At 71.5% G+C, this 21731-nt stretch carries 25 protein-coding genes; 11 read left to right on the top strand and 14 right to left on the bottom strand.

Annotated features, from left to right (window positions below; all coding sequences use genetic code 11):
* Positions 1 to 84 precede the first annotated feature (84 nt).
* The 4 genes from ACLQ3F_RS24650 to ACLQ3F_RS24635 all read right to left on the bottom strand — a co-directional run bounded on the left by ACLQ3F_RS24650 (position 85) and on the right by ACLQ3F_RS24635 (position 3528).
* Positions 85 to 1044, bottom strand: coding sequence for an asparaginase (locus ACLQ3F_RS24650; protein WP_425851652.1), 960 nt, complete (start codon positions 1042 to 1044; stop codon positions 85 to 87).
* Between the two features lie 95 nt (positions 1045 to 1139).
* Positions 1140 to 1967 carry a 3-keto-5-aminohexanoate cleavage protein gene (locus ACLQ3F_RS24645; protein WP_357257350.1) on the bottom strand — a complete coding sequence of 276 codons (828 nt, stop codon included), beginning with the start codon at positions 1965 to 1967 and terminating at the stop codon, positions 1140 to 1142.
* A gap of 23 nt (positions 1968 to 1990) precedes the next feature.
* Positions 1991 to 3103 (bottom strand): YgfZ/GcvT domain-containing protein, encoded by a 1113-nt coding sequence (locus ACLQ3F_RS24640; RefSeq protein ID WP_425851650.1) that lies wholly within the window; start codon positions 3101 to 3103, stop codon positions 1991 to 1993.
* Entirely contained in the window at positions 3100 to 3528 is a 429-nt protein-coding gene (locus ACLQ3F_RS24635) for a Fur family transcriptional regulator (protein WP_091402843.1), read from the bottom strand. Before ACLQ3F_RS24635 ends, ACLQ3F_RS24640 begins: the two co-directional genes overlap by 4 nt.
* A gap of 68 nt (positions 3529 to 3596) precedes the next feature.
* Here ACLQ3F_RS24635 and ACLQ3F_RS24630 point away from each other — a divergent pair, with 68 nt between their 5' ends.
* Positions 3597 to 4478: an aminotransferase class IV gene (locus ACLQ3F_RS24630; RefSeq protein WP_425851648.1), complete on the top strand. Its 882-nt coding sequence runs from the start codon at positions 3597 to 3599 to the stop codon at positions 4476 to 4478.
* Positions 4479 to 4481: 3 nt separating this feature from the next.
* Here the strand turns inward: ACLQ3F_RS24630 and ACLQ3F_RS24625 are convergent, their stop codons facing one another.
* Together ACLQ3F_RS24625 and mtfM are read right to left on the bottom strand one after the other, a co-directional pair.
* Positions 4482 to 5072: an FABP family protein gene (locus tag ACLQ3F_RS24625; RefSeq protein WP_387352698.1), complete on the bottom strand. Its 591-nt coding sequence runs from the start codon at positions 5070 to 5072 to the stop codon at positions 4482 to 4484.
* A gap of 61 nt (positions 5073 to 5133) precedes the next feature.
* Positions 5134 to 5238 carry a small membrane protein MtfM gene (gene mtfM, locus ACLQ3F_RS24620; RefSeq protein ID WP_030327764.1) on the bottom strand — a complete coding sequence of 35 codons (105 nt, stop codon included), beginning with the start codon at positions 5236 to 5238 and terminating at the stop codon, positions 5134 to 5136.
* Between the two features lie 12 nt (positions 5239 to 5250).
* Here mtfM and ACLQ3F_RS24615 point away from each other — a divergent pair, with 12 nt between their 5' ends.
* The 3 genes from ACLQ3F_RS24615 (at position 5251) to ACLQ3F_RS24605 (ending at position 8136) form a co-directional block, all read left to right on the top strand.
* On the top strand, positions 5251 to 5625 hold the full coding sequence (locus ACLQ3F_RS24615) for a DsrE family protein (RefSeq protein ID WP_124820325.1): 375 nt from the start codon (positions 5251 to 5253) through the stop codon (positions 5623 to 5625).
* A gap of 79 nt (positions 5626 to 5704) precedes the next feature.
* Positions 5705 to 6085 carry an SCP2 sterol-binding domain-containing protein gene (locus ACLQ3F_RS24610; protein ID WP_425851646.1) on the top strand — a complete coding sequence of 127 codons (381 nt, stop codon included), beginning with the start codon at positions 5705 to 5707 and terminating at the stop codon, positions 6083 to 6085.
* Positions 6082 to 8136 (top strand): glycogen debranching N-terminal domain-containing protein, encoded by a 2055-nt coding sequence (locus ACLQ3F_RS24605; protein ID WP_425851644.1) that lies wholly within the window; start codon positions 6082 to 6084, stop codon positions 8134 to 8136. The genes ACLQ3F_RS24610 and ACLQ3F_RS24605 overlap by 4 nt, the downstream gene beginning before the upstream one ends.
* A gap of 10 nt (positions 8137 to 8146) precedes the next feature.
* Here the strand turns inward: ACLQ3F_RS24605 and ACLQ3F_RS24600 are convergent, their stop codons facing one another.
* The 7 genes from ACLQ3F_RS24600 to ACLQ3F_RS24570 all read right to left on the bottom strand — a co-directional run bounded on the left by ACLQ3F_RS24600 (position 8147) and on the right by ACLQ3F_RS24570 (position 13248).
* Positions 8147 to 9010: a hypothetical protein gene (locus ACLQ3F_RS24600; RefSeq protein WP_425851643.1), complete on the bottom strand. Its 864-nt coding sequence runs from the start codon at positions 9008 to 9010 to the stop codon at positions 8147 to 8149.
* Between the two features lie 71 nt (positions 9011 to 9081).
* Positions 9082 to 9540 carry a winged helix-turn-helix domain-containing protein gene (locus tag ACLQ3F_RS24595; RefSeq protein ID WP_425851674.1) on the bottom strand — a complete coding sequence of 153 codons (459 nt, stop codon included), beginning with the start codon at positions 9538 to 9540 and terminating at the stop codon, positions 9082 to 9084.
* Between the two features lie 195 nt (positions 9541 to 9735).
* On the bottom strand, positions 9736 to 10056 hold the full coding sequence (locus ACLQ3F_RS24590) for a DUF1416 domain-containing protein (protein WP_355005813.1): 321 nt from the start codon (positions 10054 to 10056) through the stop codon (positions 9736 to 9738).
* A gap of 2 nt (positions 10057 to 10058) precedes the next feature.
* Positions 10059 to 10907, bottom strand: coding sequence for a sulfurtransferase (locus tag ACLQ3F_RS24585; protein WP_355005814.1), 849 nt, complete (start codon positions 10905 to 10907; stop codon positions 10059 to 10061).
* Positions 10908 to 11113: 206 nt separating this feature from the next.
* The gene (locus ACLQ3F_RS24580; RefSeq protein WP_310503780.1) at positions 11114 to 11191 is read right to left on the bottom strand and encodes an Ms5788A family Cys-rich leader peptide; all 78 of its coding nucleotides are present in this window, start codon (positions 11189 to 11191) and stop codon (positions 11114 to 11116) included.
* A gap of 105 nt (positions 11192 to 11296) precedes the next feature.
* On the bottom strand, positions 11297 to 12085 hold the full coding sequence (locus ACLQ3F_RS24575) for an LmeA family phospholipid-binding protein (protein ID WP_355005815.1): 789 nt from the start codon (positions 12083 to 12085) through the stop codon (positions 11297 to 11299).
* Between the two features lie 104 nt (positions 12086 to 12189).
* Positions 12190 to 13248, bottom strand: coding sequence for a hypothetical protein (locus ACLQ3F_RS24570; RefSeq protein ID WP_357257341.1), 1059 nt, complete (start codon positions 13246 to 13248; stop codon positions 12190 to 12192).
* A 241-nt stretch (positions 13249 to 13489) separates the two neighbouring features.
* On the opposite strand from ACLQ3F_RS24570, the gene ACLQ3F_RS24565 reads away from it, so the two are divergent.
* The 7 genes from ACLQ3F_RS24565 to pstB all read left to right on the top strand — a co-directional run bounded on the left by ACLQ3F_RS24565 (position 13490) and on the right by pstB (position 20634).
* On the top strand, positions 13490 to 14209 hold the full coding sequence (locus ACLQ3F_RS24565; RefSeq protein WP_184188346.1) for a winged helix-turn-helix transcriptional regulator: 720 nt from the start codon (positions 13490 to 13492) through the stop codon (positions 14207 to 14209).
* 232 nt (positions 14210 to 14441) lie between these two features.
* Complete coding sequence (locus ACLQ3F_RS24560) at positions 14442 to 15242, top strand: polysaccharide deacetylase family protein (protein ID WP_357206459.1); 801 nt, start codon at positions 14442 to 14444, stop codon at positions 15240 to 15242.
* A gap of 58 nt (positions 15243 to 15300) precedes the next feature.
* Positions 15301 to 16227: a mycothiol synthase gene (gene mshD / locus ACLQ3F_RS24555; protein WP_357206454.1), complete on the top strand. Its 927-nt coding sequence runs from the start codon at positions 15301 to 15303 to the stop codon at positions 16225 to 16227.
* 291 nt (positions 16228 to 16518) lie between these two features.
* The gene (pstS, locus tag ACLQ3F_RS24550; RefSeq protein WP_425851641.1) at positions 16519 to 17625 is read left to right on the top strand and encodes a phosphate ABC transporter substrate-binding protein PstS; all 1107 of its coding nucleotides are present in this window, start codon (positions 16519 to 16521) and stop codon (positions 17623 to 17625) included.
* A gap of 38 nt (positions 17626 to 17663) precedes the next feature.
* On the top strand, positions 17664 to 18755 hold the full coding sequence (pstC, locus tag ACLQ3F_RS24545; RefSeq protein WP_355005819.1) for a phosphate ABC transporter permease subunit PstC: 1092 nt from the start codon (positions 17664 to 17666) through the stop codon (positions 18753 to 18755).
* Positions 18752 to 19840 carry a phosphate ABC transporter permease PstA gene (pstA, locus tag ACLQ3F_RS24540; RefSeq protein WP_355005820.1) on the top strand — a complete coding sequence of 363 codons (1089 nt, stop codon included), beginning with the start codon at positions 18752 to 18754 and terminating at the stop codon, positions 19838 to 19840. Before pstC ends, pstA begins: the two co-directional genes overlap by 4 nt.
* Positions 19841 to 19857: 17 nt before the next feature.
* Positions 19858 to 20634 (top strand): phosphate ABC transporter ATP-binding protein PstB, encoded by a 777-nt coding sequence (gene pstB / locus ACLQ3F_RS24535; protein WP_112584183.1) that lies wholly within the window; start codon positions 19858 to 19860, stop codon positions 20632 to 20634.
* A gap of 208 nt (positions 20635 to 20842) precedes the next feature.
* On the opposite strand, the gene ACLQ3F_RS24530 is transcribed toward pstB, so the two are convergent.
* A complete protein-coding gene (locus ACLQ3F_RS24530; protein WP_425851638.1) occupies positions 20843 to 21676 on the bottom strand; it encodes an NUDIX hydrolase in 834 nt (277 codons plus the stop codon).
* Between the last annotated feature and the right edge of the window lie 55 nt (positions 21677 to 21731).

The following is a 21731-nucleotide window of genomic DNA, read 5'->3' as shown; positions in this document are numbered from 1 at the left end:
GAGGTCCTCGCCGATCAAGATCCGTCAGGTCGTGTCGTCACACAACCTCAACCAACGTGCCTGGGCAGTACAGCTAGAGCGCGCTCACCAGAGCGGGCGGACCGCCCCGACCGGTACCCCACCACCGAAGAGCGGCACCTCGGCGTACTCGGTCAGCACCGGAGCGTCCACGCCGAGCCGGCGCAGCGCGGAGACCAGTACCGGCATCCGGGCCCGGTCGGCGCCGTCGTCGATCTTCAACGCGACGGCGCCGACGCCCGGCAGCGCCACGGCGATCACGCCCTCGGCACCGACCTTGGCCAGCGCACCCGGGACACCACGCATCAGCCGGGTGTCGTCGGCCTGGGTGCCACCCACGATCTCCGGGTACGCCCGCATCGCGTCGGCCACCGTGCGCGGCACCGAGCCGGGCTCGGCGTCGACCAGCCGGAGGTACGCCCCGGCCAGACCGGCCAGCGACACCGCGAGGACCGGCGCGCCGCAACCGTCGACCCCCACCGCCGCCGCCTGCTCGCCGGTGAACTCCTCGATGGCGGCCCGCAGCCGCTGCTGAAGCGGGTGCTCCGGCCGCCAGTAGCCCTCCCGCGACCATCCGGCGGCCTCGCAGGTCAACAGCATCCCGCTGTGCTTGCCGGAGCAGTTCATCTGCACCCGGGTGGGGCCGCCACCGGCCCGGAGCACCGCCTCCCGCGCCGCGGCCCCCACCGGCAGGTCGGGCGGGCAGTGCAGCGCCGACGCGTCCAGCCCGGCGCGCTCCAGCAGCGCACCGACCCGGGCCAGGTGGAACTCCTCACCGGCGTGGCTCGCCGAGACCAGCGCCACGTCGGCCGGGTCGGTCAGGGCCAGGCCGGCCCGGAGCATCCCGATCGTCTGCATCGGCTTGCTGGCCGAGCGGGGAAAGATCGGCGAGGTCACGTCCCCGGCGGCCGCCACCGCGACACCGGCGGCGTCAAGCACCACCACCGAGCCGCGGTGCGCACCCTCCACGAACCCGGACCGGACCACCTCGGCGAGCGGCGCGCCACCCTCGTACGTCTTCGTCACGCGCTGGACGGTACCGACGGTCCGGGGGTGCCCGGCGGCGGGGTGACCAGGAGGTCCACCGCCCGGGTGACAGGGGGCGCGGGACAGACCTGCCCTTACAGCCCGAGCAGTTCGCGAGCCTCGGCGGTGGTCAATGGCGGGCGCTGGGCGAGCTGGGCGAAACCCACCGCGCGGGCCACCAGTTGCATGTTCGACTCCACCGGACGGCCCTTGGCGTACGTCACGGTGTCCTCCATGCCGACCCGCAGGTGCCCGCCGGTCGACAGAGCGGCCAGCATCACCGGGATCGTGCTGCGGCCGACGCCGGTGGCCGAGAAGGTGGTGCCCTCGGGCAGGTCCCGCAGCATCCGGTGGGCCGCGACGAGGGTCTCGGTGGTGCCCGGCATCCCGCCCGGCACGCCCATCACGAAGTCGACGTGCACGTGCCCGCCGGCCGGCAGCCCGTACTTGCCGAGCAACCGCTGCAACGCGGACAGGTGGCCGAGGTCGAAGATCTCGTACTCCGGCACGATCCCGCGTTCCTGCATCCGGGTGTGCAGGTCGACGATGAACTCCCAGCGGTTGAGGAAAACGTCGTCGCCGAAGTTGACAGTGCCCATGGTGCAGGAGGCCATGTCCGGACGGGCGTCGAGCACGGCGAGCCGGGCGGCCTCCGGGTCGGTCACCGCGCCACCGGAGGAGAGCTGCACGATCAGGTCGGTGCTCTCCCGCAGCGCCGCCACGGTGTCGGCCAGCCGCACCGGGTCGAGCGTCGGTCGGGCCTCGTCGTCGCGGATGTGGACGTGGATCACGGCGGCGCCGAGCGCCTCGCACTCCTTAGCGGTGAGCAGCAACTCGTCGAGGGTCACCGGCAGCGCCGGCACCTCCGCCTTGGCCGACTCAGCGCCGGTCGGGGCTACCGTGATCAACGTCCCTGTCGTCATGCCGGCGATCCTAGACGGCCCGCTCAGGAGGGGTCGATCGCCGCCGCGGTCTCGCCGATCAGCAACGCGGCGTCATCCGGGACGTTCCGCTTTATTACCGCGAGCGCGACCTGGCCCAGCTCGTGGTGCAGCACGGCGGTGCCGACGAAGCCGACCGCCCGGCCATCGAGCGTCACCGGCGTACCGGCCACCGGCGGCTGATCGGTGGTCACCCCGTCCAGATGCAGGAGTACGAGGCGACGCGGCGGCCGGCCCATGTTGTGCACCCGCGCCACCGTCTCCTGCCCCCGGTAGCAACCCTTGTCCAGATGCACCGCCGGGGCGATCAGGTCGACCTCGGCCGGGATGGTCCGGTGGTCGGTGTCCACCCCGACCCGGGGCTGCCGGGCGGCCACCCGGATCGCCTCGTACGCCCACAGCCCCGCGAGCGGCACGCCGGCGCCGCGCAACTCCGCCACCACCTGGTCCATCGCCGACCGGGGCACCAGCAGGTCCACCCCGAGCGGACCACGTCGGGCCCAGCCGCCGATCGGCAGCGGTCGTACGTCGTACCGTGCGCTCGCCCGTGGTGGCACGGCACCGTGCGGGAACTTCGGACCCGGCACCGCGACCACGTCCGGTGCGGCGAGCCCGGTCACGCCGAGCGTGCCGAGCGCCTCCGTGGCAGCCGGCCCGACCAGCGACAACAGCGCGCGCTCGGCCGTCGCGTCGCGTGGCTCGACCTTGCTGAAGAACCGCATCTTCTCCAGGTAGGTCAGCAGGCCCTCGGTCGCACCCGGCTCGGTGTCGAGCCAGGCGGTCTCGCCGTCCTCGGCGACCATGGCGTGCTGCTCGACGTGGCCGTGCGGGGACAGCACCAGCAACTCGGTGCCCTCGCCCGCGGAGAGCGCGGTCAGGTGTTGCGAGGTGACAGTGTGCAGCCAGCTGGCCCGCTCTTCCCCGGGCACCGCGATGACCCCCCGGTGCGACCTGTCGACCAGACCGACAGCGGTGTCGAGGGTGCGCTGCTCGCGCAGCGGGTCGCCGTAGTGCGCGGCCACCCCCCGCACCCCGGCCGCGACGTGCGCTGGATCCGGCTGGTCACGGCTGGCCTCGTCGATGCTCTCGACTGCCACCGCGCCCGCGATGTCGATCATTTCTCGTCCCCGTTCTCGCAGCGTACGCAGACGCCGAAGAGTGACACGTGCCCGATGTCCACCCGGAACCCGCGCTGCGCGGCCAACTGGTCGGCGAGCGGGCGGAGCAGCTCCGGATCGATCTCGTCGATCGCGCCACACTCCCGGCAGACCAGGTGGACGTGTTGGTGCTCACCGGCGGCGTGATAGGTCGGTGAGCCGTGCGACAGGTGCGTGTGGGTGACCAGACCGAGCCGTTCCAGCAGCTCAAGCGTGCGGTAGATGGTGGTGATGTTGACGCCGGCGGCCACCTCCCGGACTGCGGTGTGCACCTGCTCCGGGGTGGCGTGGCCCAGATCGAGCACCGCCTGGAGAACGAGCTGCCGCTGGGCCGTCAGCCGCAGCCCACGGGCCCGCAGCATTTCCGCGAGGGAGGATTCGGACACGCTCCGATCATAGTTCGGCCACCAGGCTGTCCCCCGCACCGCGATCGATCACCGCTACGCTCGCGGTCATGGTGACGTCGTCCGTCGGCAATGTCCCGGCTGCTCCCAGCCCGCGGATCGCCGTGCTCGGGCGGGGCCTCATCGCGACCGACGAGCCCGTGCTCCGCGGCAACGACCTGGGCGTTCTGCGCGGCGACGGGCTCTTCGAGTCCATGCACCTGCGCCAGGGCCGGCCGTGGTTGCGCGACGAGCACCTGGCCCGAATGATCACGGCCGCGGCGGCCGTCGACCTGGATCTGCCCCCCGCCGACGCGCTCATCGACCTCCTCGACACGGTGCGTGCGGGCTGGCCCGCACCGGTGGAGGGCGCGCTACGGCTGGTCTGCACCCGGGGCTCCGAGGCCGGCGGCCCGCCGACCGTCTACGCCACGCTGACCGAGGTGCCGGCGTCGTCGCGGGGGGCCCGGCGGAACGGGATCACAGTGGCCACCCTGCCGTTGGGGGTGCCCGCCGACGCGCGTACCGGGCTCGACTGGCTGCCGGCCGGGATCAAATCCACGTCGTACGCGGTCAACAGCGCCGCGCGCCGCTGGGCACAGCGGGCCGGCGTGGACGACGTGCTCTGGGTCTCCTCCGACGGGTACGCCCTGGAGGGGCCGATCGCGAACGTGGTGTGGCTCACCGAGGGCACGCTCTGCACCGTGCCGGCCGCGACCACCGGCATCCTGCCCGGCACGACTGCGGCCTGGCTGCTCGCCCACGCTCACGAGCTGGGCCTGGACGCCGCCGAACGGATGGTCACGCCAGCCGAGCTGCACGCCGCCGACGGGGTCTGGTTCAGCTCGTCCGTGCGCGGGCTCGCCGAAGTCCGAATGCTGGACGGGGTGCGCCGGAACCCTTGCCCGCGCACCCCCGCCCTGCACTCACTGCTGGGCTTCCCCGTCGGGTAGCGGTCAGCCGCCGACTCGGACGAGTCGGGCGGAGAGGTGCGGACTGAGCCCGTGCCCCATGGCGGCCATTTCCTGGGCGTAGAGCAGCGCACCCTCGACGATGCCGAAGAGCCGGTGCCCGCCGGTGACCTCCTTGGCGGTCGGAGTCCGGATCACCGCGTCGGTGGCGAACTCGAGCTGCGTGCCGGTGCGCTTGCCCAGGTGCAGCTCCATCACCCCGGTCGGGGTGGTGATCAGCGCCTCCAGCTCGTCGGTCGCCCGCCCGTCCACCAGCACCGGTCGCCACCAGCCCGCCTCGCGGCCGGCCGGACGGACCGGCTTGCTCTGCTCGTCGAGGATCCACGCACGCGACTCGTAGTGCAGGAACGGTCGGCCGTCGTGGCTGATCCGGATCTCCTGCGCGTAGTCGAAGTCCTCGATGGTGGGGAAGCCACCCTTGCCCCGACCGCGCCACAGACCGATGTACGGCAGCAGGGCGTCCAGCGCGGGGTGCAGCTTCGGCCCGACCCGCAGGTCGTGGCTCTCCTCGAACGGGTACTCCTCGACCGGCGGCGCGTTCAGCCACGGCGGCTGCAGCGGGTTCTCGCTCATCAGCGTCACCTTGCCTCTTTCGTTCGCGACTGCGGGGCTCGCAAAACCGGCTCACTCCTCGCGCTCACCAGCGTCCTCTCGAAATGCGTACGGCAAGGTAGACCAGGCCACCGGCGAGCCCGCCCAGGCCAGCGACCAGCAGGCTGACAAACCCGATCTCGGTAACCATCCCGGCCATCCTATGCTGGGCCACATGGCCCGCAATCTCGTCGTGAAGGCCACCGCGGGGGCGGACGCCCCGGAGCGGTGCGCGCAGGCATTCACCGTCGCCGCGACGGCGGTAGCGGCCGGGGTGGACGTCTCGCTCTGGCTGACCGGTGAGTCCACCTGGTTCGCGCTGCCCGGTCGCGCCCAGCAGTTCGACCTGCCGCACTCCGCGCCCCTGGCCGAGTTGTTGCACGTCATCCTGACCAGCGGCCGGGTGACCGCCTGCACGCAGTGCGCGGCCCGTCGGGAGATCGGCCCGGACGACGTACTCCCCGGCGTCCGGATCGCCGGTGCGGCGGTCTTCGTCGAGGAGGCGTTGGCCGAGGGCGCGCAGGCGCTCGTCTACTGACCCCACGGCGGCGGCCTGTCGATCTGAGCGGAGTGCCGATACCGACCCGACAACTCGGACGGCTGCCTACGATTCGGATGTGACCGAGGCGGCGGAGAAATTCTTCGAGACACTGCCGTCGCGCGCAGCCGAGGTTCTGGGCGGCCTGGCCGACGGCACCCTCCAGATCGACCTCGGCGACGACCACCGCACCGAACACTGGCTGGTCCGGATGCGGCCCGGGTCGGTGCAGGTCACCCGGGAGCGTGGGCCGGCCGACGCGATCTGGTACAGCAGCGCCGCCCTCTTCGACCGGCTGATCAGCGGCGAGGCCCAGGGGGTCGCGGCGGTGCTGCGCAACGAGAGCACGTTCAGCGGGAACGTGGTGCTCTTCCTCGCCTTCCGCCGGTTCTTTCCGAACCCGCCCGGCACCCGCGACCCCCGCGAAACGGCCCGCCGAGCAGCCGGGCGACTGCGGTGAAGGACCTCGTCAGCATCCTGGACGGCAACACCTTCCTGGTCAGCGACCGGCGTGGTGACATCGAACCGTCCTACGACTTCCCCACCGGGCTGTTCTCCTTCGACACACGCTTCCTGTCCACGTGGGTGCTCACCCTGGACGGCGAACGGCTGCACGCCCTCTCCGTCGACGATGCCGAGTCGTACCGCACCCGGTTCTTCCTCGCCCCCGGCGAACCCACGCACTATCTGGACGCCAAGGCGTCGGTGATCCGCAAGCGGGCGATCGTGGGCAGCTTCGAGGAGGAACTGACAGTGCTGAACCACCTCGGCGCGGAGGTCGAGTGCACCCTCCGGATCGAGATCGGGGCCGATTTCGCCGACCTGTTCGAGATCAAGAACTCTCGGCAGAAGCGGGGACGGACCACGATCACGGTCGCCGAGAACGAATTGCGGCTGTCCTACCGGCGAGAGGCGTTCCACCGGGAGACGGTGGTCAGGACCACCGAGCCAGCGCAGGTCGACGACACCGGAATGACCTTCCGGATCCGGATAGCCAGCAACGACAGCTGGACCACCAGACTGCACGTGTCCAGCGTCGTCTTCGGTGCCCGGGGCGAGGACATCCGGGCCACCCTCCCGTACGGCGGCAGCCGCAGCGCGGACGCGATCCGGGCCGAACAGCAGGAGCTCATCGACCGGGCGCCGAAGCTCGGCTGCGACTGCGAGCCGCTGGCCGGGGCGTACCGGCGCAGCCTCAACGACCTGGCCGCGCTGCGCTACGAGTCGATCGCCCTGGGCGTACGGCTGATCGCCGCGGGACTCCCCTGGTTCATGACCCTGTTCGGCCGGGACAGCATCATCACCTCGTTGCAGGTGCTGCCGTTCCTGCCGGAGCTGGTCCCGCCGACGATCCTGATGCTGGCCGGACTACAGGGGGAGCGGGTGGACGACTTCCGGGACGAGGAACCCGGCAAGATCCTGCACGAGCTCCGGTACGGGGAGACCGCCGGCTTCGAGGAGCAGCCACACTCGCCGTACTACGGGTCGGCCGACTCGACGCCCCTGTTCATCATCCTGATCGACGAGTACGAGCGGTGGACCGGTGACGCGGCACTCGTCCGCAAGCTGGAACCGCAGATCCGCGCGGCGCTGGAGTGGATCGACACCTACGGTGACCTACTCGGCACCGGTTACCTCTGGTACCAGACCCGCAACCCGGAGACCGGCCTGCAGAACCAGTGCTGGAAGGACTCCTGGGACGCCATCTCGTACGCCGACGGTCAACTGCCCGGCTTCCCCCGGGCCACCTGCGAGTTGCAGGGCTACGCCTACGACGCGAAGGTCCGAGCCGCCCGGCTGGCTCGGACCTTCTGGAACGACCCGGAGTTCGCCGACGAGTTGGAGCGGCAGGCCGCCGACCTGAAACGGCGGTTCGACCGCGACTTCTGGATCGCCGACCGCGAGCACTACGCGCTCGCGCTGGACGCCGACGGCCGGCAGGTGGACGCGCTGACCTCGAACATCGGGCACCTGCTGTGGAGCGGCATCGTGGACGAGTCCCGCGCCGGCAAGGTGGTCGAGCACCTGCTCGGGCCACGGCTGTTCTCCGGCTGGGGGGTGCGGACGCTCGCCTCGGACGAGGGGCGGTACAACCCGATCGGCTACCACGTGGGCACCGTCTGGCCGTTCGACAACTCGATCATCGCCTGGGGGTTGTGGCGGTACGGCTTCCGGGAGGAGGCCGGGTTGCTCTGCGAGACGATGCTGGCCGCGTCCCGGTACTTCGAGGGTCGGCTGCCGGAGGCGTTCGCCGGCTACGCCCGTGACCTCACCGACTATCCGGTGGAGTACCCGACCGCATGCAGCCCGCAGGCCTGGTCGACAGGCACCCCGCTGCTGCTGCTGCGGGTGATGCTGGGGTTGGAGCCGCAGGGCGAGCACCTGATCATCGACCCGGCGGTGCCACCGGGCATGGGCCGGGTGGAGCTGCTGGACATCCCCGGCCGGTGGGGCAAGGTCGACGCGTTGGGCCGCAGCCGTGGCCCCGAGGACCAGCCGGACGGCCGCTGACCCGCCCGGCTCAGCTCGGGCAGCCGACGGTGGCGGCGAGTCGGGTGGCGTCCGGGCTGATCTCGGCCAGCACCGTGACGGCACCGCTGCGGTACGCGTACACCGGGGGTTGGTCCAGCAGTGGGGCGTTGCCGGCCAGCGGGGCGAGGGCGACCGTCGAAGCCGCCGGGCCCTGACCGTTGACGAACCAGGCGGTACGGGCGAGCCCGCCGCCCGGGCAGGGCGCGGTGGCCAGCTCCGGCGTGGCGTCGCCGGGCCGGTCGAGGGCTTTCAGCGCGGCGGACAGCGCGGCGGCCTCCGGGCCGGCAGCGGTGGCCGGAGCCGGCGTGTAGCCGGCGCCGACGGGCCGGCAACCGGTGTCGACGACCAGTCGCACCCGGCCGTCGACGGTCGGCCGGCCCTCGACGGCCACGAAGTCTCCTGCGTCGGCGCGCAGCTCGGGGCCGTCCACCCCGGGCCCGACCCCGGCCCGCCAGCTCGCCGGCAGCCGCTCGGCGATGCCGGCCAGCACGGCCCGCTCGTCACCGGTGGCAGCCAGCACCCCGACTTCGCGTCGCAACCTCGCCCCGTCGGCGAACGGGGTGACCCGGCAGCCGGACGCGACCCGCGCCGGGCTCAGTTCCAGCAGTCCAGCCGCACCGGCCGCGCGAGCCAACTCGCCGACCGCCCGGTCGACCACCGGGCCAGCCTGATCGAGGGAACGCTGCTCGCGGACTGTCGGCGGGTCGTTTCGCACCGATATCCAGGTGAGCCCGGCCAGCAGCACCGCCCAGGCCACTGTCACGGCCAGCAGCCAACGCCGCCGCGACCGGGCCGGTGTCGGCGCGGCGGGGCCGGCCGAAGAGGCCCAACCCGTCTGGACAGCACCGCTCACCCGGCCATGGTGTCACGCGCCCGCCGCCGGGCCGGCAGCGGAGGCGGTCGGCCCGACGACGCGACAGCGGGTCAGTGGTCGTTCAGCCGGGGCGGCGGGTCGAGCCGGTAGCCGACGCCCCGCACGGTGTGCACCTGCGGGCCGCCCGGTAGACCCCGCAGCCTGCGGCGAAGCCGCCTGACTGTGGATTGCAGCGCTGCGGTGTCAGCGCCACCCAGCGCGGCGACGCAGAGCCGTTCGTAGCTCCACACCACCAGCGGTGGACCGATGAGCAGGGTGAGCAACTCCCGTTCGGTGGGGGTCAGCGGGAGCACCTCGCCGCGCCAGGTGACCCGATGTCCGGCCCGGTCGACGACCAGCTCACCCCACTTCACCAGGCCCCGCGCCTCGTTGAGCGGAAGGACCGTGGGACTGACCCGCGCCGAACCCGCCGGCGACGACAACAGCTCGCGTAGCTCGGTCAGATCGGAACAGCTGAGCACCGGGGCACGCCCGTCGAGTTGGCTCAGCACCCGCTCCCGCAGCGACATGTCGGTGCCCACGCAGAGGACGATGGGGACCGCTTCGTCGGACCCGCCGCTTTCATCCCTGAAATTCACCAGTAGATAGTGACGCACGCCGATGGATTTCGGCACCCGCCTCGGCGTGCCGGCACGCCGAGGACAAACGACCGGGGCCAGCCACCCCCGGGAGGGTGACCGGCCCCGGTCGATCAGAGCAGTGGGTCAGGCGACGGTGACGGCAACCTCGTTGACGCCTCGGCCGGCAGTGACAGCGGTGTCGCCGTTGCCGTGCCGGGACAACGCCCGCAGCGTCCAGGAGCCCGGTGCGGCGAAGAACCGGAACTGCCCGGCGGACGAGGTGACCACCTCGGCGGTGAACTCACCGGTCGAATCGAGCAGCCGGACGTACGCGCCGGGTACCGGCTCGGCCTCGGCGGAACGGACGATGCCGGTGATCACGGTTTCCTTCTCCAGGTCCAGGCTGGCCGGCAGCGGCGCGGCCTGGTCCGGTGCGGCGCAACCCGCGGCGGTGGGAAGAGTCATGATCATGCCTCCCCGGGTTCGTCGCCGAGCGCGACAGGCACACCGACCAGCGAGCCGTACTCGGTCCAGGAGCCGTCGTAGTTCTTGACGTTGCGGTGACCCAGCAGCTCCTGGAGCACGAACCAGGTGTGCGACGAGCGCTCACCGATCCGGCAGTACGCGATGGTCTCCCTGCCGTCGTCGAGCCCCGCGTCGCCGTAGATCCTGCGCAGCTCGTCGTCGGACCGGAAGGTGCCGTCCTCGTTGGCCGCCTTGGACCACGGCACGCTGATCGCGGTGGGGATGTGGCCGGCCCGCTGCGCCTGCTCCTGCGGCAGGTGGGCGGGGGCGAGCAGGCGACCGGCGAACTCGTCGGGGCTGCGCACGTCGACCAGGTTCTTGGTGCCGATCGCCGCGACGACCTCGTCGCGGAACGCCCGGATCGAGGTGTCCGGCTCCTGCGCGACGTACTGCGTCGCCGGGCGGGACACCGCGTCGGTGACGAGCGGACGGGCGTCCAGCTCCCACTTCTTACGGCCGCCGTCGAGCAGCTTCACGTCCCGGTGGCCGTAGAGCTTGAAGTACCAGTAGGCGTACGCGGCGAACCAGTTGTTGTTGCCGCCGTACAGGACGACGACGTCGTCGTTGCTGATGCCCCGCTCGGAGAGCAGCGCCTCGAACTGCGACTTGTTGACGAAGTCCCGGCGGACCTGGTCCTGGAGGTCCGTCTTCCAGTCAATCTTGATGGCGCCGGCGATGTGGCCGGTCTCGTAGGCCGAGGTGTCCTCGTCGACCTCGACGAAGACGACGCCCGGGGCGTCGAGGTTCTTCTCGGCCCACTCGGCCGAAACGAGTGCGGTGTCGCGACTCATCGAATCACTCCCTGGTGAGGATGGATGGTGAGCCAACGCGCGGAGATCGATGGATGCAACTGTCGCACCACGCGCGGGACCCAGCGGAAGGACGGGATCACGGGTTCGTGCGACGGCGCCGCTGCCGGGCGTTCGGTGGGATGACCGGAGGGTGTGAGAACCCTGTGCCGGTGGCCGCCGTCAGGCGGCCGGAGACAGCCCCGCCGTCAGATGACGGGGCGACACAGGCAGGTGGCCACGCGGCACAGGTCGACCGCGCGCCGTTTGGTGAGGTGGGTCCCCATGGCCAGGGAGCTTACCAGCCAGTGACCGTGCTGCCACTGGGCCGACCACCATCCGGGAATCGCCGGGATCGCCGGGGATTCCGGCGTCCCACCGCGCCTCCGGTGTCAGCCAGCGGAGTTGATCGGCACGTTCTTCGCGTCGACGGTGACCGCCAGCCCGTCCGGCAGTGGACGTACCTCGCGGACCGCGAGCTGGAACGGCAACTCCGGCAGGGGAACATCGATGGAGATGCTCTTGGCGTAGTTGCTCAGGAAGGCCCGGGCCAGCGGCAGGTTCGGCAGACCGGCGGCGTCCAGGTCGTTGAACCGCAGGGCGACAGCGCCGTTGTCGGCGACGGTGACGTCGGCGGTGCCGCTGATGGTGAGCTTCTGACCGAGGATGTCGGCCGGGGCCGTGACGGTGAGCTTGCCGTTCTGCTCGCCGAGCGTGAGACCCGGGCGCTTCAGCAGCGCGGCCAGACTCTCGTAGCTGATCGTGCCGGCGCCGTTGACGGTGTCCGCCACGATGTCACCCTGGCCGGTGCGCAGGGTGTCCAGCGAGGCCCGCACCTTGCGGGCGGTCACGTCGAGCACCGGGAGCCGAACGGCTTCGCCCTCGACCGGGGCCTGCACGTCCCGCAGGTTGATGGTGATCCGCTGGTAACGGCCATCCAGCACCTGGGTGAGGAACGGGGTCCCGCCCACCTCCACCTCAGGAGCGGCGGACTGCGCGCCCTGCTTGGTGATCTCCTGACGGACACGGTCGGCGATCATCCGCTCGGCGACCCCGACCGCGACCCGGTCGGCGACCACCAGCAACCCCGCCAGCAGCAGGAGCAGCACGAACAGCCCGATGAGCAGCTTGCGGCCACGCCGTCGGGGTCGCGCCTGGTCCACCGGATAGTCCTGCGCCACGCCGCCTCCTGTCTCCGCCCGTCGCGCCGCGACGGGTCGTTCATACCGACGCCGCAGGGCGGCGCACCCGTAGGTACCCGACCGGCCCAGCGCTCAACCGCGACTCAGAGGAGAAGCATGCACATGGCGTACGCGGCGGGCGCCGCCAGGGCGAAGCCGCCGAGCGGGCCCTGCATGTGCCGGGCCACCCACATCGTGGGCGGTTCACCGGCCATCAACCGGCCCGCCTCCGCGTACCCCACGGCGAGGTCGGAGAGGACGGCGGTGACCGCCGCGACCAGGCCGATCACGGCGGCCCGGGTCGGCGTGAAGGGAGCCACCAGGTAGCTGCCGAGGAGGGCGCTGGTCAGCGTGCCGACCATCGCGCCGGCCACCACGCCGGCGGCGCCCCGGGGCACCTGCGGTGCGAGCCGGGGCCAGGGCAGGACGGCGTCGGTCAGCCGCGCGACGGTGAGCGCGACACCGCTCGCGGTCAGGCAGACGGTGATCGCCTGGGTGCCGGCCGGGATTCGGCTGAGCACGATCAGGGTGCCGAAAGCCACCACCCCGACCACGATGAGCAGTGTGGAACCGAGGGAGTCGGTGACCCGGACCCGGTCGACGCGACGAACCAGTTGGCCGAGCACCGCGGCGAGGAACCCACCGGCAGCCAGGTAGCCCAGCGGCGCCAGGCCGGCGACGTCGGTCTGCACCGCCGCGATGTCGACCAGCGCCGCGACAACGGCGCTGATCCCGGCGACCACCAACAGCGCGGGCGGACGCATCGCCATCGTCCAGGCGAGCACGAAGAGCAGTTGGACGCCGAAGATGATGAAGGCGAACGGCAGCCGGTGACCGGGACCCGACGTCTGCGCGCCGAGCACCAGGCCGACGCCGAGCAGGGCGGCGAAGCCGGCGATGGTCAGCGCCAGTTGACGGTGCACCGCGACCGGGGGAATGACCTCCTCTTCCGGCTCGTCGATCTCGTCTTCGGATCGGCGGGCCGGCTCGCCGGAGCGGCGGGCACGGCGCGGCCCACCCCGTTCGCGGCGGTCGCCATCGGTGGTGGCCGGACCGGTACGCGGCGCGGGCGGTTGGCCGCGCGTCGCTGCGGCGGCCGGACCCGGTTGGGGCCCGGCGGGCCACGATTCGCGGCCGGCCTCGGGCGAGGTGGAGGGAAACACGACCCGATCGTGCCAGACCGACGGCCCGACGCGGTGGTCAAGGGTTTCAGCGACGTTAAAAACCGGGCCACGATCAGGGGCAAGCTAGACAAACGGGAAATGGCCTGACGGCGCGGCCGAGGCGATCGGTTAGGCTCAACGCGTTACCCGCCCGTCAGCGACGCCGGGACCACGCAATTTCTCAGCGCACTCCTTGATGAGTGCGACTGGTCGCGTGCGGCCTCGCGCCGCCGGGACGGAGGTGATCGTGGAGATCCTGCTGCTGGTGACCGCGCGCGCAGGAGAACCGTCGGCTGTGCTGCCGGCGCTCGACCTGCTACCGCACTCGGTCCGCACCGCGCCGCGTGACGTTCGCACACTGGTCGCGGGCCCCAGCCCCGACGCGGTGATGGTGGATGCCCGATCGGAGTTGAGCGAGGCCCGGGCGACCTGCCGGATGTTGCACGCCACCGGGCTCGGCGTGCCGTTGGTCGCGGTGGTGACCGAGGCCGGCCTGATCGCACTCAACGCCGACTGGGGCGTCGACGACGTCATCCTCGCCTCGGCCGGCCCCGCCGAGGTCGAGGCACGGCTGCGGCTGGCCGTGGGCCGGCTCAGCAACGCGACCGCTGGCGCGGGTGGCTCGATCCGGGCCGGCGAGTTGACCATCGACCCGGACACCTACGCGGCCAAGCTCAAGGGCCGTCCGCTCGACCTCACCTACAAGGAGTTCGAGCTGCTCAAGTTCCTGGCCCAGCACCCGGGCCGGGTGTTCACCCGGGACCAGCTCCTGCGCGAGGTCTGGGGCTACGACTACTTCGGCGGCACCCGCACGGTGGACGTGCACGTCCGGCGACTGCGCGCCAAGCTCGGCTCGGAGTACGAGTCGATGATCGGCACCGTTCGCCAGGTCGGCTACAAGTTCGTCGTGCCTCCGTCGCGGTCGCTTGCCGAGGCGGAGCACGCGCCCCTGCCGGTCTGATTGGGAGACGGCTCCGGGCGATTTCCCATATGCCCTTTTTGCGCAGCTTGGCAGCTCTATTCTGACTGCCGGGTTTGTCGGAGAAAGGGGCGACGGTGCGCGCACTGACCACGGGGGCGACGGGCCGGCGTGACCGGCAAACCAGGCGGAAGTCGTGACGCGGGGCAGCACCACCGCCCGGGCCGCGGGGATCGTGACACTGGTGGTGGCGGGGCTGCTCGGCTCCGCGTACATGCTGGGCCGCAGCCTCGTCCCCGACCAGACGCCTCGGCATTCCACCGGTGTCACCACGAGCGCCGACGGACCGCACTACGCCGACCAACCCAGCGTCGGCGAGCCGGGCGGAGCCCCGAGCGCCAGCGCGAGCGCGGTCCAGACCGGCCCGGCCGAGACCGGCCAGGACGGGTCCGGACGGGTGGCCGGAGGCGACAACCTGTTCGGCGCGCACGCCACCACCGGCACCCCGCGGCTCGCGCTGACCTTCGACGACGGGCCGGACCCGCGCTACACGCCGCAGGTCCTCGCCCTCCTGCGCGAATACGACGTGCGCGCCACGTTCTGCGTCGTCGGCGAGAACGCGCAGAACCACCCCGACCTGATCCAGTCGATCGTGGACGACGGGCACACCCTGTGCAACCACTCCTGGCACCATGACGTCGGCCTGGGCACCCGGTCGGCCGACGCGATCCGCTCCGACCTTCTGCGCACCAACGCGGCGATCCGGGCGGCGGTGCCGAACGCGCCGATCGTCTGGTACCGCCAGCCTGGCGGAGCGTGGACGTACCCGGTGGTGTCGGTGGCGCGGCAGCTCGGCATGACCCCGCTGCACTGGTCGGTGGACCCGTCGGACTGGGAGCTACCCGGCGCCACCAAGATCACCGCGACGGTGCTGAGCCAGGCCGCGCCGGGCTCGGTGGTGCTGCTGCACGACGCCGGTGGGGACCGGCAGGGCACGATGGACGCGCTGCGCCGCATCCTGCCCGACCTGACCGCCCGGTTCGAGCTGGAGGCACTCCCCACCGACCCGACGTGAGCCGGGGCTTTACGGAGACGCTCCGGGCGTCACGACACGCAACGGATACGGTGGCGGGATGAGCAGCGCGGAGCCGACCAGCGACCAGGTGACCCGGAGCGACCAGCTGGCGCCGGCGGAGATCGCCGACGTACTCGCCCTCGCCGGCGCCGCAGGTGACACGGACGGAGCCGACCCGCTCGACGAACACGTCCTGCTGCGCCTGCGCGACCCCGACGCCCCCGCCGTGCATCTGATCGCCCGCGCCGACGACGGCACCCTCACCGGGTACGCGCACCTGGACACCACCGACCCGGTCGGTGGAATCGGGGTGGAGCTGGTCGTGCACCCCGCGTACCGGCGGCGGGGCACCGGGCGGGCGCTCGCCCGGGGCGTACTCGCCTCGGCCACCGGGCCGCTGCGGGCGTGGGCGCACGGCGACCACCCCTCGGCCGCCGCGCTCGCCGTCGACCTCGGCTTCGCCCGCGCCCGGGTGCTCTGGCAGCTGCGCCGGCCATTGGCGGCCCCGCTGGGTGAACCGCGCCTGCCCGACGGGGTGGCGCTGCGGGCTTTCCGGCCCGGGGCGGACGACGCGGCCTGGCTGGCCCTCAACGCACGGGCCTTCGCCGAGCACCCCGAACAGGGCCGGTGGACGTCGGACGACCTACGGGTCCGCCTCGCCGAGCCGTGGTTCGATCCGGCAGGCTTCCTGCTCGCCGAAGAGACCGCGACCGGCCGACTGCTCGGTTTCCACTGGACCAAGGTGCACGAGCGGCCGGGGTCGGCCCGGATCGGCGAGGTGTACGTCCTGGGGGTGGAGCCGACCGCGCACGGTGGCGGGCTGGGCCGGGCCCTGACCACCGCCGGGTTGGCACACCTGCGGGACAAGCGTGGCCTCGACCGGGTGATGCTCTTCGTGGACGACTCGAACACCGGGGCCGTCGCGCTCTACGAGCGGCTGGGCTTCGCCCGCTGGTCCGCGCACATCAACTACCACCTGGGCTGACCGTCGGCCGTCGCTCCGAGCGCGTCACCGATGGGTAACGGGCGAGCGTCGGCGGGATAACGCCGAACCGTAAATATAGCCATACTTCCGACAGGTGTATCCGGGTTCACTTAACGGACAACTCACCCTCAGCAAGCGGTCATCTCAGGGGCCGTACGTGTTCACCTTGCGTTCACTTGTGACCGGCGAACCGGCTACCTGGCACTTCTAACTTTCGTGTCAGCCGGTCAGTGCCGGTCCTCGGGCCCCGGGATCGGGGCGCCAAGTCAGACGCGAAGGGAAACCCCTCAGGTGAAGCTCCAGCGGTACGGCACTATTGCCTGCCTCGCTCTTGCCGCGACGCTCGGCCTCAGTGCATGCGGCTCGGACAACAACGAGCCCGCCTCCGGCGCGAGCGCCTCGGGCTCGGCCGCCGCGGTCGACTGCGCTACCGGCACGCTGAACGCCCAGGGCTCGTCGGCGCAGAAGAACGCCATGGCCGAGTGGATCAAGGCGTACCAGCAGAAGTGCCAGGGCACCAAGATCAACTACGAGGCTTCCGGCTCGGGCGCCGGCATCCAGGCGTTCATCGCCGGGACCGCCGACTTCGCCGGCTCCGACTCCGCGCTCAAGCCGGAGGAGCAGCCGCAGGCGGACGCCAAGTGCGTCGGTGGCAAGGCCATCCACCTGCCGATGGTGATCGGCCCGGTGGCCGTCGCCTACAACGTCAGCGGCGTGGACAACCTCCAGCTCAAGCCGGCCACCCTGGCGAAGATCTTCGCTGGCAAGGTCACCAAGTGGGACGACGCCACGATCAAGGCCGACAACCCGGAAGCCAAGCTCCCGGCGACCACGATCCAGACCGTCCACCGTTCGGACGAGTCGGGCACCACCGACAACTTCACCAAGTACCTCTCGAAGACCGCTGAGAGCGACTGGACCCTGGGCAACGCCAAGGCGTGGAAGGCCCCGGGCGGCACCGGCGCCAAGGGCTCGGACGGCGTGGCCAGCCGGGTCAAGGGCGCCGACGGCTCCATCGGCTACATGGAGTGGTCGTTCGCCGAGAACGCCGGTCTGAAGATGTCGAAGATCGGCAACGGCAACGGCGAGTTCGCCGCGCTGACCGCCGAGGCGGCCGGCAAGACCATCGCGGGCGCTGCCATCGAGGGTCAGGGCGACGACCTCAAGCTGAAGATCGACTACAACACCAAGGAGGCCGGGGCGTACCCGATCGTCCTGGCCACGTACGAGATCGTCTGCAGCAAGGGCCTCGCGGCCGACAAGCTGAAGCTGGTCAAGGGCCTGCTGGGCCACGCCGCCAGTGCCGAGGGCCAGGCCTCTCTCACCGAGCTGGGCTACGCCCCGCTGCCGGAGACGGTCCGCACCAAGGTCGAGACCGCGGTCAAGAACCTCTCCTGACCCGATTCCACACCTCCGCAACCGAATCGAGCGAGCAGATGGGTGAAACCCCTCACCGCTCGGCCGACGCCGGCACCGGCGGGACGCGCGTGACCCAGAGTCACGAGTGGCCCGCCGGTGCCTCGGCGCGTGTGGCCGAGGCACCAGTCAGCACCCGTTCCCCGGGCGGCACCGGGCTGGGCGGCGGCGGCGCGCTGCCGCGCAGCCGTAAGTTCGGCGCCGAGCGGGCCTTCCGCGGCCTCACTCTGGCCGCCGGCACCGCCGTTCTGGTCATCATCGCCGCCATCGCGATCTTCCTGGTCGCCAAGGCGGTGCCGGCCCTACGCGCCAACACCGAGAACTTCTGGTCCTACGAGGGCTGGTCCCCCAACGACACCGAGCCGAAGTTCGGCATCGGTGCGCTGGCCTTCGGCACCGTGCTCAGCTCGGCCCTCGCACTGCTCATCGCGGTGCCGGTGGCGCTCGGCATCGCGCTCTACCTCTCGCACTACGCGCCGCGCCGGTTGGGCACCGCGCTCGGCTTCCTGGTCGACCTGCTGGCCGCCGTACCGAGCGTGGTCTTCGGCCTCTGGGGGCGGGACGTCTTCAGCAGCCCCGTCCGGGACTTCTCGGTCTGGCTGAACCAGCACTTCGGCTGGATCCCGCTCTTCGGTGGCGACGGCCCCTTCGGGGCGTCCGTCATGCTCGGTGCCCTGGTACTCGCGATCATGGTGCTGCCGATCATCACCTCGCTCTCCCGCGAGGTGTTCCTCCAGACGCCGACGGCGAACGAGGAGGCCGCCCTCGCCCTGGGCGCCACCCGCTGGGAGATGCTCCGCACCGCGGTGCTCCCCTACGGTCGTCCCGGCATCATCGCCGCGATGATGCTCGGCCTCGGTCGTGCGCTCGGCGAGACCATCGCCCTGGCGCTGACCCTCGGCATCACCTTCGGCATCTCGTTCAACCTGATCCAGAACGGCGGCAACACCATCGCCGCCAACATCGCCAACGCGTTCGGCGAGGCGAACGAGACCGGCCGGGGCGCGCTCATCGCCTCCGGTCTGGTGCTGTTCACCATCACGCTGATCGTCAACATCACGGCGCGGGCGATCATCTACCGCCGCCGGGAGTTCACGGAGTCGGCCGCATGACCACAACCGCCACCTCCCACCGCACCCGGCCGCCGGCCCAGCCCGACTCGCTGCGGGCAAAGCGACTTCCCTGGTACGCCGCCCCGGCCATCGCCGTGGCGGCCCTGGCGCTCTCCGCCGTGGTCGTCTACGGCACCGGCATCGGCGGCCCGGTCCTCGTGGTCGTCCTCGGCGCGATCCTCTACCTGGTCGGGCTCTTCGCCGCAGCCAACGCGGTCGAAGGACGCCGATCGGCCCGCAACCGCACCTGGAGCGCACTGATCCACTCCGCCTTCGTGCTGGCGGTGCTGCCGCTCGTGTCGGTGGTCTGGACGCTGGTCAGCAAGGGTGCCGACCGACTCGACGTCAACTTCTTCCAGACCTCGATGAACAACATCGGGGCCCGGGACGCGAACGGCGGCGCGTACCACGCGATCGTCGGCACGCTGGAGCAGGTCGGCATCGCCACCCTGATCACCGTCCCGCTCGGCGTTCTCTGCGCGATCTACATCGTCGAGTACGGGCGGGGCAAGTTCGCCTTCGCGATCCGGTTCTTCGTGGACGTGATGACCGGCATCCCGTCGATCGTCTCCGGCCTCTTCGTGCTGGCGTTCTGGGTGCTCATCGTGTCGCCGTGGTTCAACGACGGTCGGCCCAGCTTCTCCGGCTTCGCCGCCGCGCTCGCGCTGAGCGTGCTCATGCTGCCCACCATCGTCCGGTCCACCGAGGAGATGCTCCGCCTCGTACCGGCGCCACTGCGCGAGGGCGCGTACGCGCTCGGCGTACCCAAGTGGAAGACCATCCTGCGGGTGGTCCTGCCGACGGCGCTGCCCGGCATCGTCACCGGCGTCATGCTCGCCATCGCCCGCGCGGCCGGCGAGACCGCCCCGGTGCTGCTGGTCGCCGGCGGTGGCGCCGCGATCAACACCAACCCCTTCGAGAACAACCAGTCGTCGCTGTCCCTCTTCGTCTACCAGCAGGCCGGCGACGCGTCGAAGTACGCCCCGGCACGGGCGTGGACCGCTGCACTCACCCTGGTCGCCCTCGTGCTCATCCTGACGATCGCGGCGAAGCTGCTGGCCCGTCGCAACAGGCTCAGCCGATGAACCCCGGAGGTACCACCATGGCCAAGCGCGTCTCCGCCTCGAACGTCACCGCGTACTACGGCGGCTTCAAGGCGATCGAGAACATCAACCTGACGGTCGAGCCGAAGACGGTCACCGCTCTCATCGGGCCGTCCGGTTGCGGCAAGTCGACGTTCCTGCGGTCGATCAACCGGATGCACGAGGTGCTGCCGGGAGCCCGGGTCGAGGGCAGCCTGACCATCGACGACCAGGACATCTACGACCGGGACGTGGACGTCACAGCGGTCCGGCGCACCATCGGCATGGTCTTCCAGCGGCCGAACCCGTTCCCCACCATGAGCATCTTCGAGAACGTGGTGGCCGGGCTGAAGCTCAACGGGGTCCGCAAGAAGTCGATCCTGGAGGACGCGGCCGAGAAGGCCCTGCGCGCCGCGAACCTGTGGGGCGAGGTCAAGGACCGGCTGGGCAAGCCCGGTGCGGGCCTCTCCGGGGGTCAGCAGCAGCGGCTCTGCATCGCCCGGACCATCGCGGTCGAGCCGCAGGTCGTCCTGATGGACGAGCCGTGCTCCGCCCTGGACCCGATCTCCACGCTGGCGATCGAGGACCTGATGTTCCAGCTCAAGGACAAGTTCACGATCATCATCGTGACGCACAACATGCAGCAGGCAGCGCGTGTCTCGGACCGGACCGCCTTCTTCTCGATCGAGAAGACCGGCGACCCGGGCCGGCTGATCGAGTACGACAACACCCAGAAGATCTTCAGCAACCCGAGCGTGAAGAAGACCGAGGACTACATCACCGGCCGCTTCGGCTGAGCCGACCTCGTCCGGTCACCGGCGCCCCGCCTCCCGGCGTGGGCGCCGGTGCCATGTCCGCCGCCGACACCGCCCCGCCGGCCGGCCGGCCGCGTAGTGCGGCCGGGCCATCACGCCGCCGGCCCCGTCCCAGGGTCGCGGTGGCGTGCATCGAGGGCGCGCAGACAACGAACGTGGGCGGGCCGGGACTGCGGCACTGTGTGTGGGCTCAGCCCAGGACGAAGCGGGGTTCACCGTCCGGGGGCAGGTCCAGGCGCGGGATGACCGGAGTGACGGCGTCCCGATCGGCCGCCGCCCGCGCCACCCCGGCCAGGTCACCGGCAGCCGCCACCTGGGCCAGCGTGACCAGGGTCGGTGGCAGCATGGTCAGCTCGCCGGCCCGCGCGCGGGCCAGCGCGTCCGCCGGGCGGATCCACAGGGTGTGGTCGGCCTCGCCGGAGACGTCGCGGGTCCGCTGGCCCGCGGGCAACAGGGCGACGAAGAAGTACGTGTCGAAGCGGCGCGGCTCGAACTCGGGAGTGATCCACCGACTCCAGGGCAGCAGCAGGTCCGACCGAAGCGTGAGCTGACGGTCGGCGAGCAGCGCCGCGAAGCCCAGCCGGCGTCCCTCCAGGTCCTGTCGGGCCGCCTCCCAGTCGTCGCCGCTGACGTCGCCCACCACGGTCTCCCGGTCCGGGCCCGCGAGCAGCACACCGGCCTCCTCGAAGACCTCCCGCGCTGCCGCGCAGACCACCGCCTGCGCGGCCTCCGGGGCCACTCCGAGACGGTCCGCCCACTCGCCCGGCGTCGGGCCGGCCCAGTCCAGGTGCGCCTCCGAGTCGGAGCGGTCCACCCCGCCTCCGGGGAAGGCGTACATCCCGCCGAAGGTCATCGCGGCGACCCGACGGATGACGTACACCTCGAAGTCGGCGTCGGTCGGACGCAGCAGCAACACGGTGGACGCGACCCGCGGCGTCGCCGGGGTGCCGCCCTCGGCCTGGAACCGGCGGGCGTGCTCGACCAGGGCGGCCGGGGCGGGGAAGCCGTCACTGTCGATCGTCATGCCCGCGAGCCTAGTTCCGGCGCGGTCGGCGCGGTCGGCGCGGTCGGCGCGGTCA

Origin of the sequence: Micromonospora sp. DT15, assembly GCF_049841475.1 — a bacterium.
Classification (GTDB): Bacteria; Actinomycetota; Actinomycetes; order Mycobacteriales; family Micromonosporaceae; genus Micromonospora.
Note: the sequence above shows the minus strand (reverse complement) of the source record. Positions and strands in the feature narration are given on the sequence as shown.

Excerpts from the sequence above, each read along its gene's own strand:
- ACLQ3F_RS24645 (WP_357257350.1), bottom strand. The coding sequence starts at position 1,967 with ATGACGACAGGGACGTTGATCACGGTAGCCCCGACCGGCGCTGAGTCG.
- ACLQ3F_RS24640 (WP_425851650.1), bottom strand. The coding sequence starts at position 3,103 with ATGATCGACATCGCGGGCGCGGTGGCAGTCGAGAGCATCGACGAGGCC.
- ACLQ3F_RS24630 (WP_425851648.1), top strand. The coding sequence starts at position 3,597 with ATGGTGACGTCGTCCGTCGGCAATGTCCCGGCTGCTCCCAGCCCGCGG.
- mtfM (WP_030327764.1), bottom strand. The coding sequence starts at position 5,238 with ATGGTTACCGAGATCGGGTTTGTCAGCCTGCTGGTCGCTGGCCTGGGC.
- ACLQ3F_RS24615 (WP_124820325.1), top strand. The coding sequence starts at position 5,251 with ATGCTGGGCCACATGGCCCGCAATCTCGTCGTGAAGGCCACCGCGGGG.
- ACLQ3F_RS24595 (WP_425851674.1), bottom strand. The coding sequence starts at position 9,540 with ATGTCGCTGCGGGAGCGGGTGCTGAGCCAACTCGACGGGCGTGCCCCG.
- ACLQ3F_RS24590 (WP_355005813.1), bottom strand. The coding sequence starts at position 10,056 with ATGACTCTTCCCACCGCCGCGGGTTGCGCCGCACCGGACCAGGCCGCG.
- ACLQ3F_RS24585 (WP_355005814.1), bottom strand. The coding sequence starts at position 10,907 with ATGAGTCGCGACACCGCACTCGTTTCGGCCGAGTGGGCCGAGAAGAAC.
- ACLQ3F_RS24580 (WP_310503780.1), bottom strand. The coding sequence starts at position 11,191 with ATGGGGACCCACCTCACCAAACGGCGCGCGGTCGACCTGTGCCGCGTG.
- ACLQ3F_RS24560 (WP_357206459.1), top strand. The coding sequence starts at position 14,442 with ATGCTGGGCCGCAGCCTCGTCCCCGACCAGACGCCTCGGCATTCCACC.
- mshD (WP_357206454.1), top strand. The coding sequence starts at position 15,301 with ATGAGCAGCGCGGAGCCGACCAGCGACCAGGTGACCCGGAGCGACCAG.
- pstC (WP_355005819.1), top strand. The coding sequence starts at position 17,664 with ATGGGTGAAACCCCTCACCGCTCGGCCGACGCCGGCACCGGCGGGACG.
- pstA (WP_355005820.1), top strand. The coding sequence starts at position 18,752 with ATGACCACAACCGCCACCTCCCACCGCACCCGGCCGCCGGCCCAGCCC.
- pstB (WP_112584183.1), top strand. The coding sequence starts at position 19,858 with ATGGCCAAGCGCGTCTCCGCCTCGAACGTCACCGCGTACTACGGCGGC.
- ACLQ3F_RS24530 (WP_425851638.1), bottom strand. The coding sequence starts at position 21,676 with ATGACGATCGACAGTGACGGCTTCCCCGCCCCGGCCGCCCTGGTCGAG.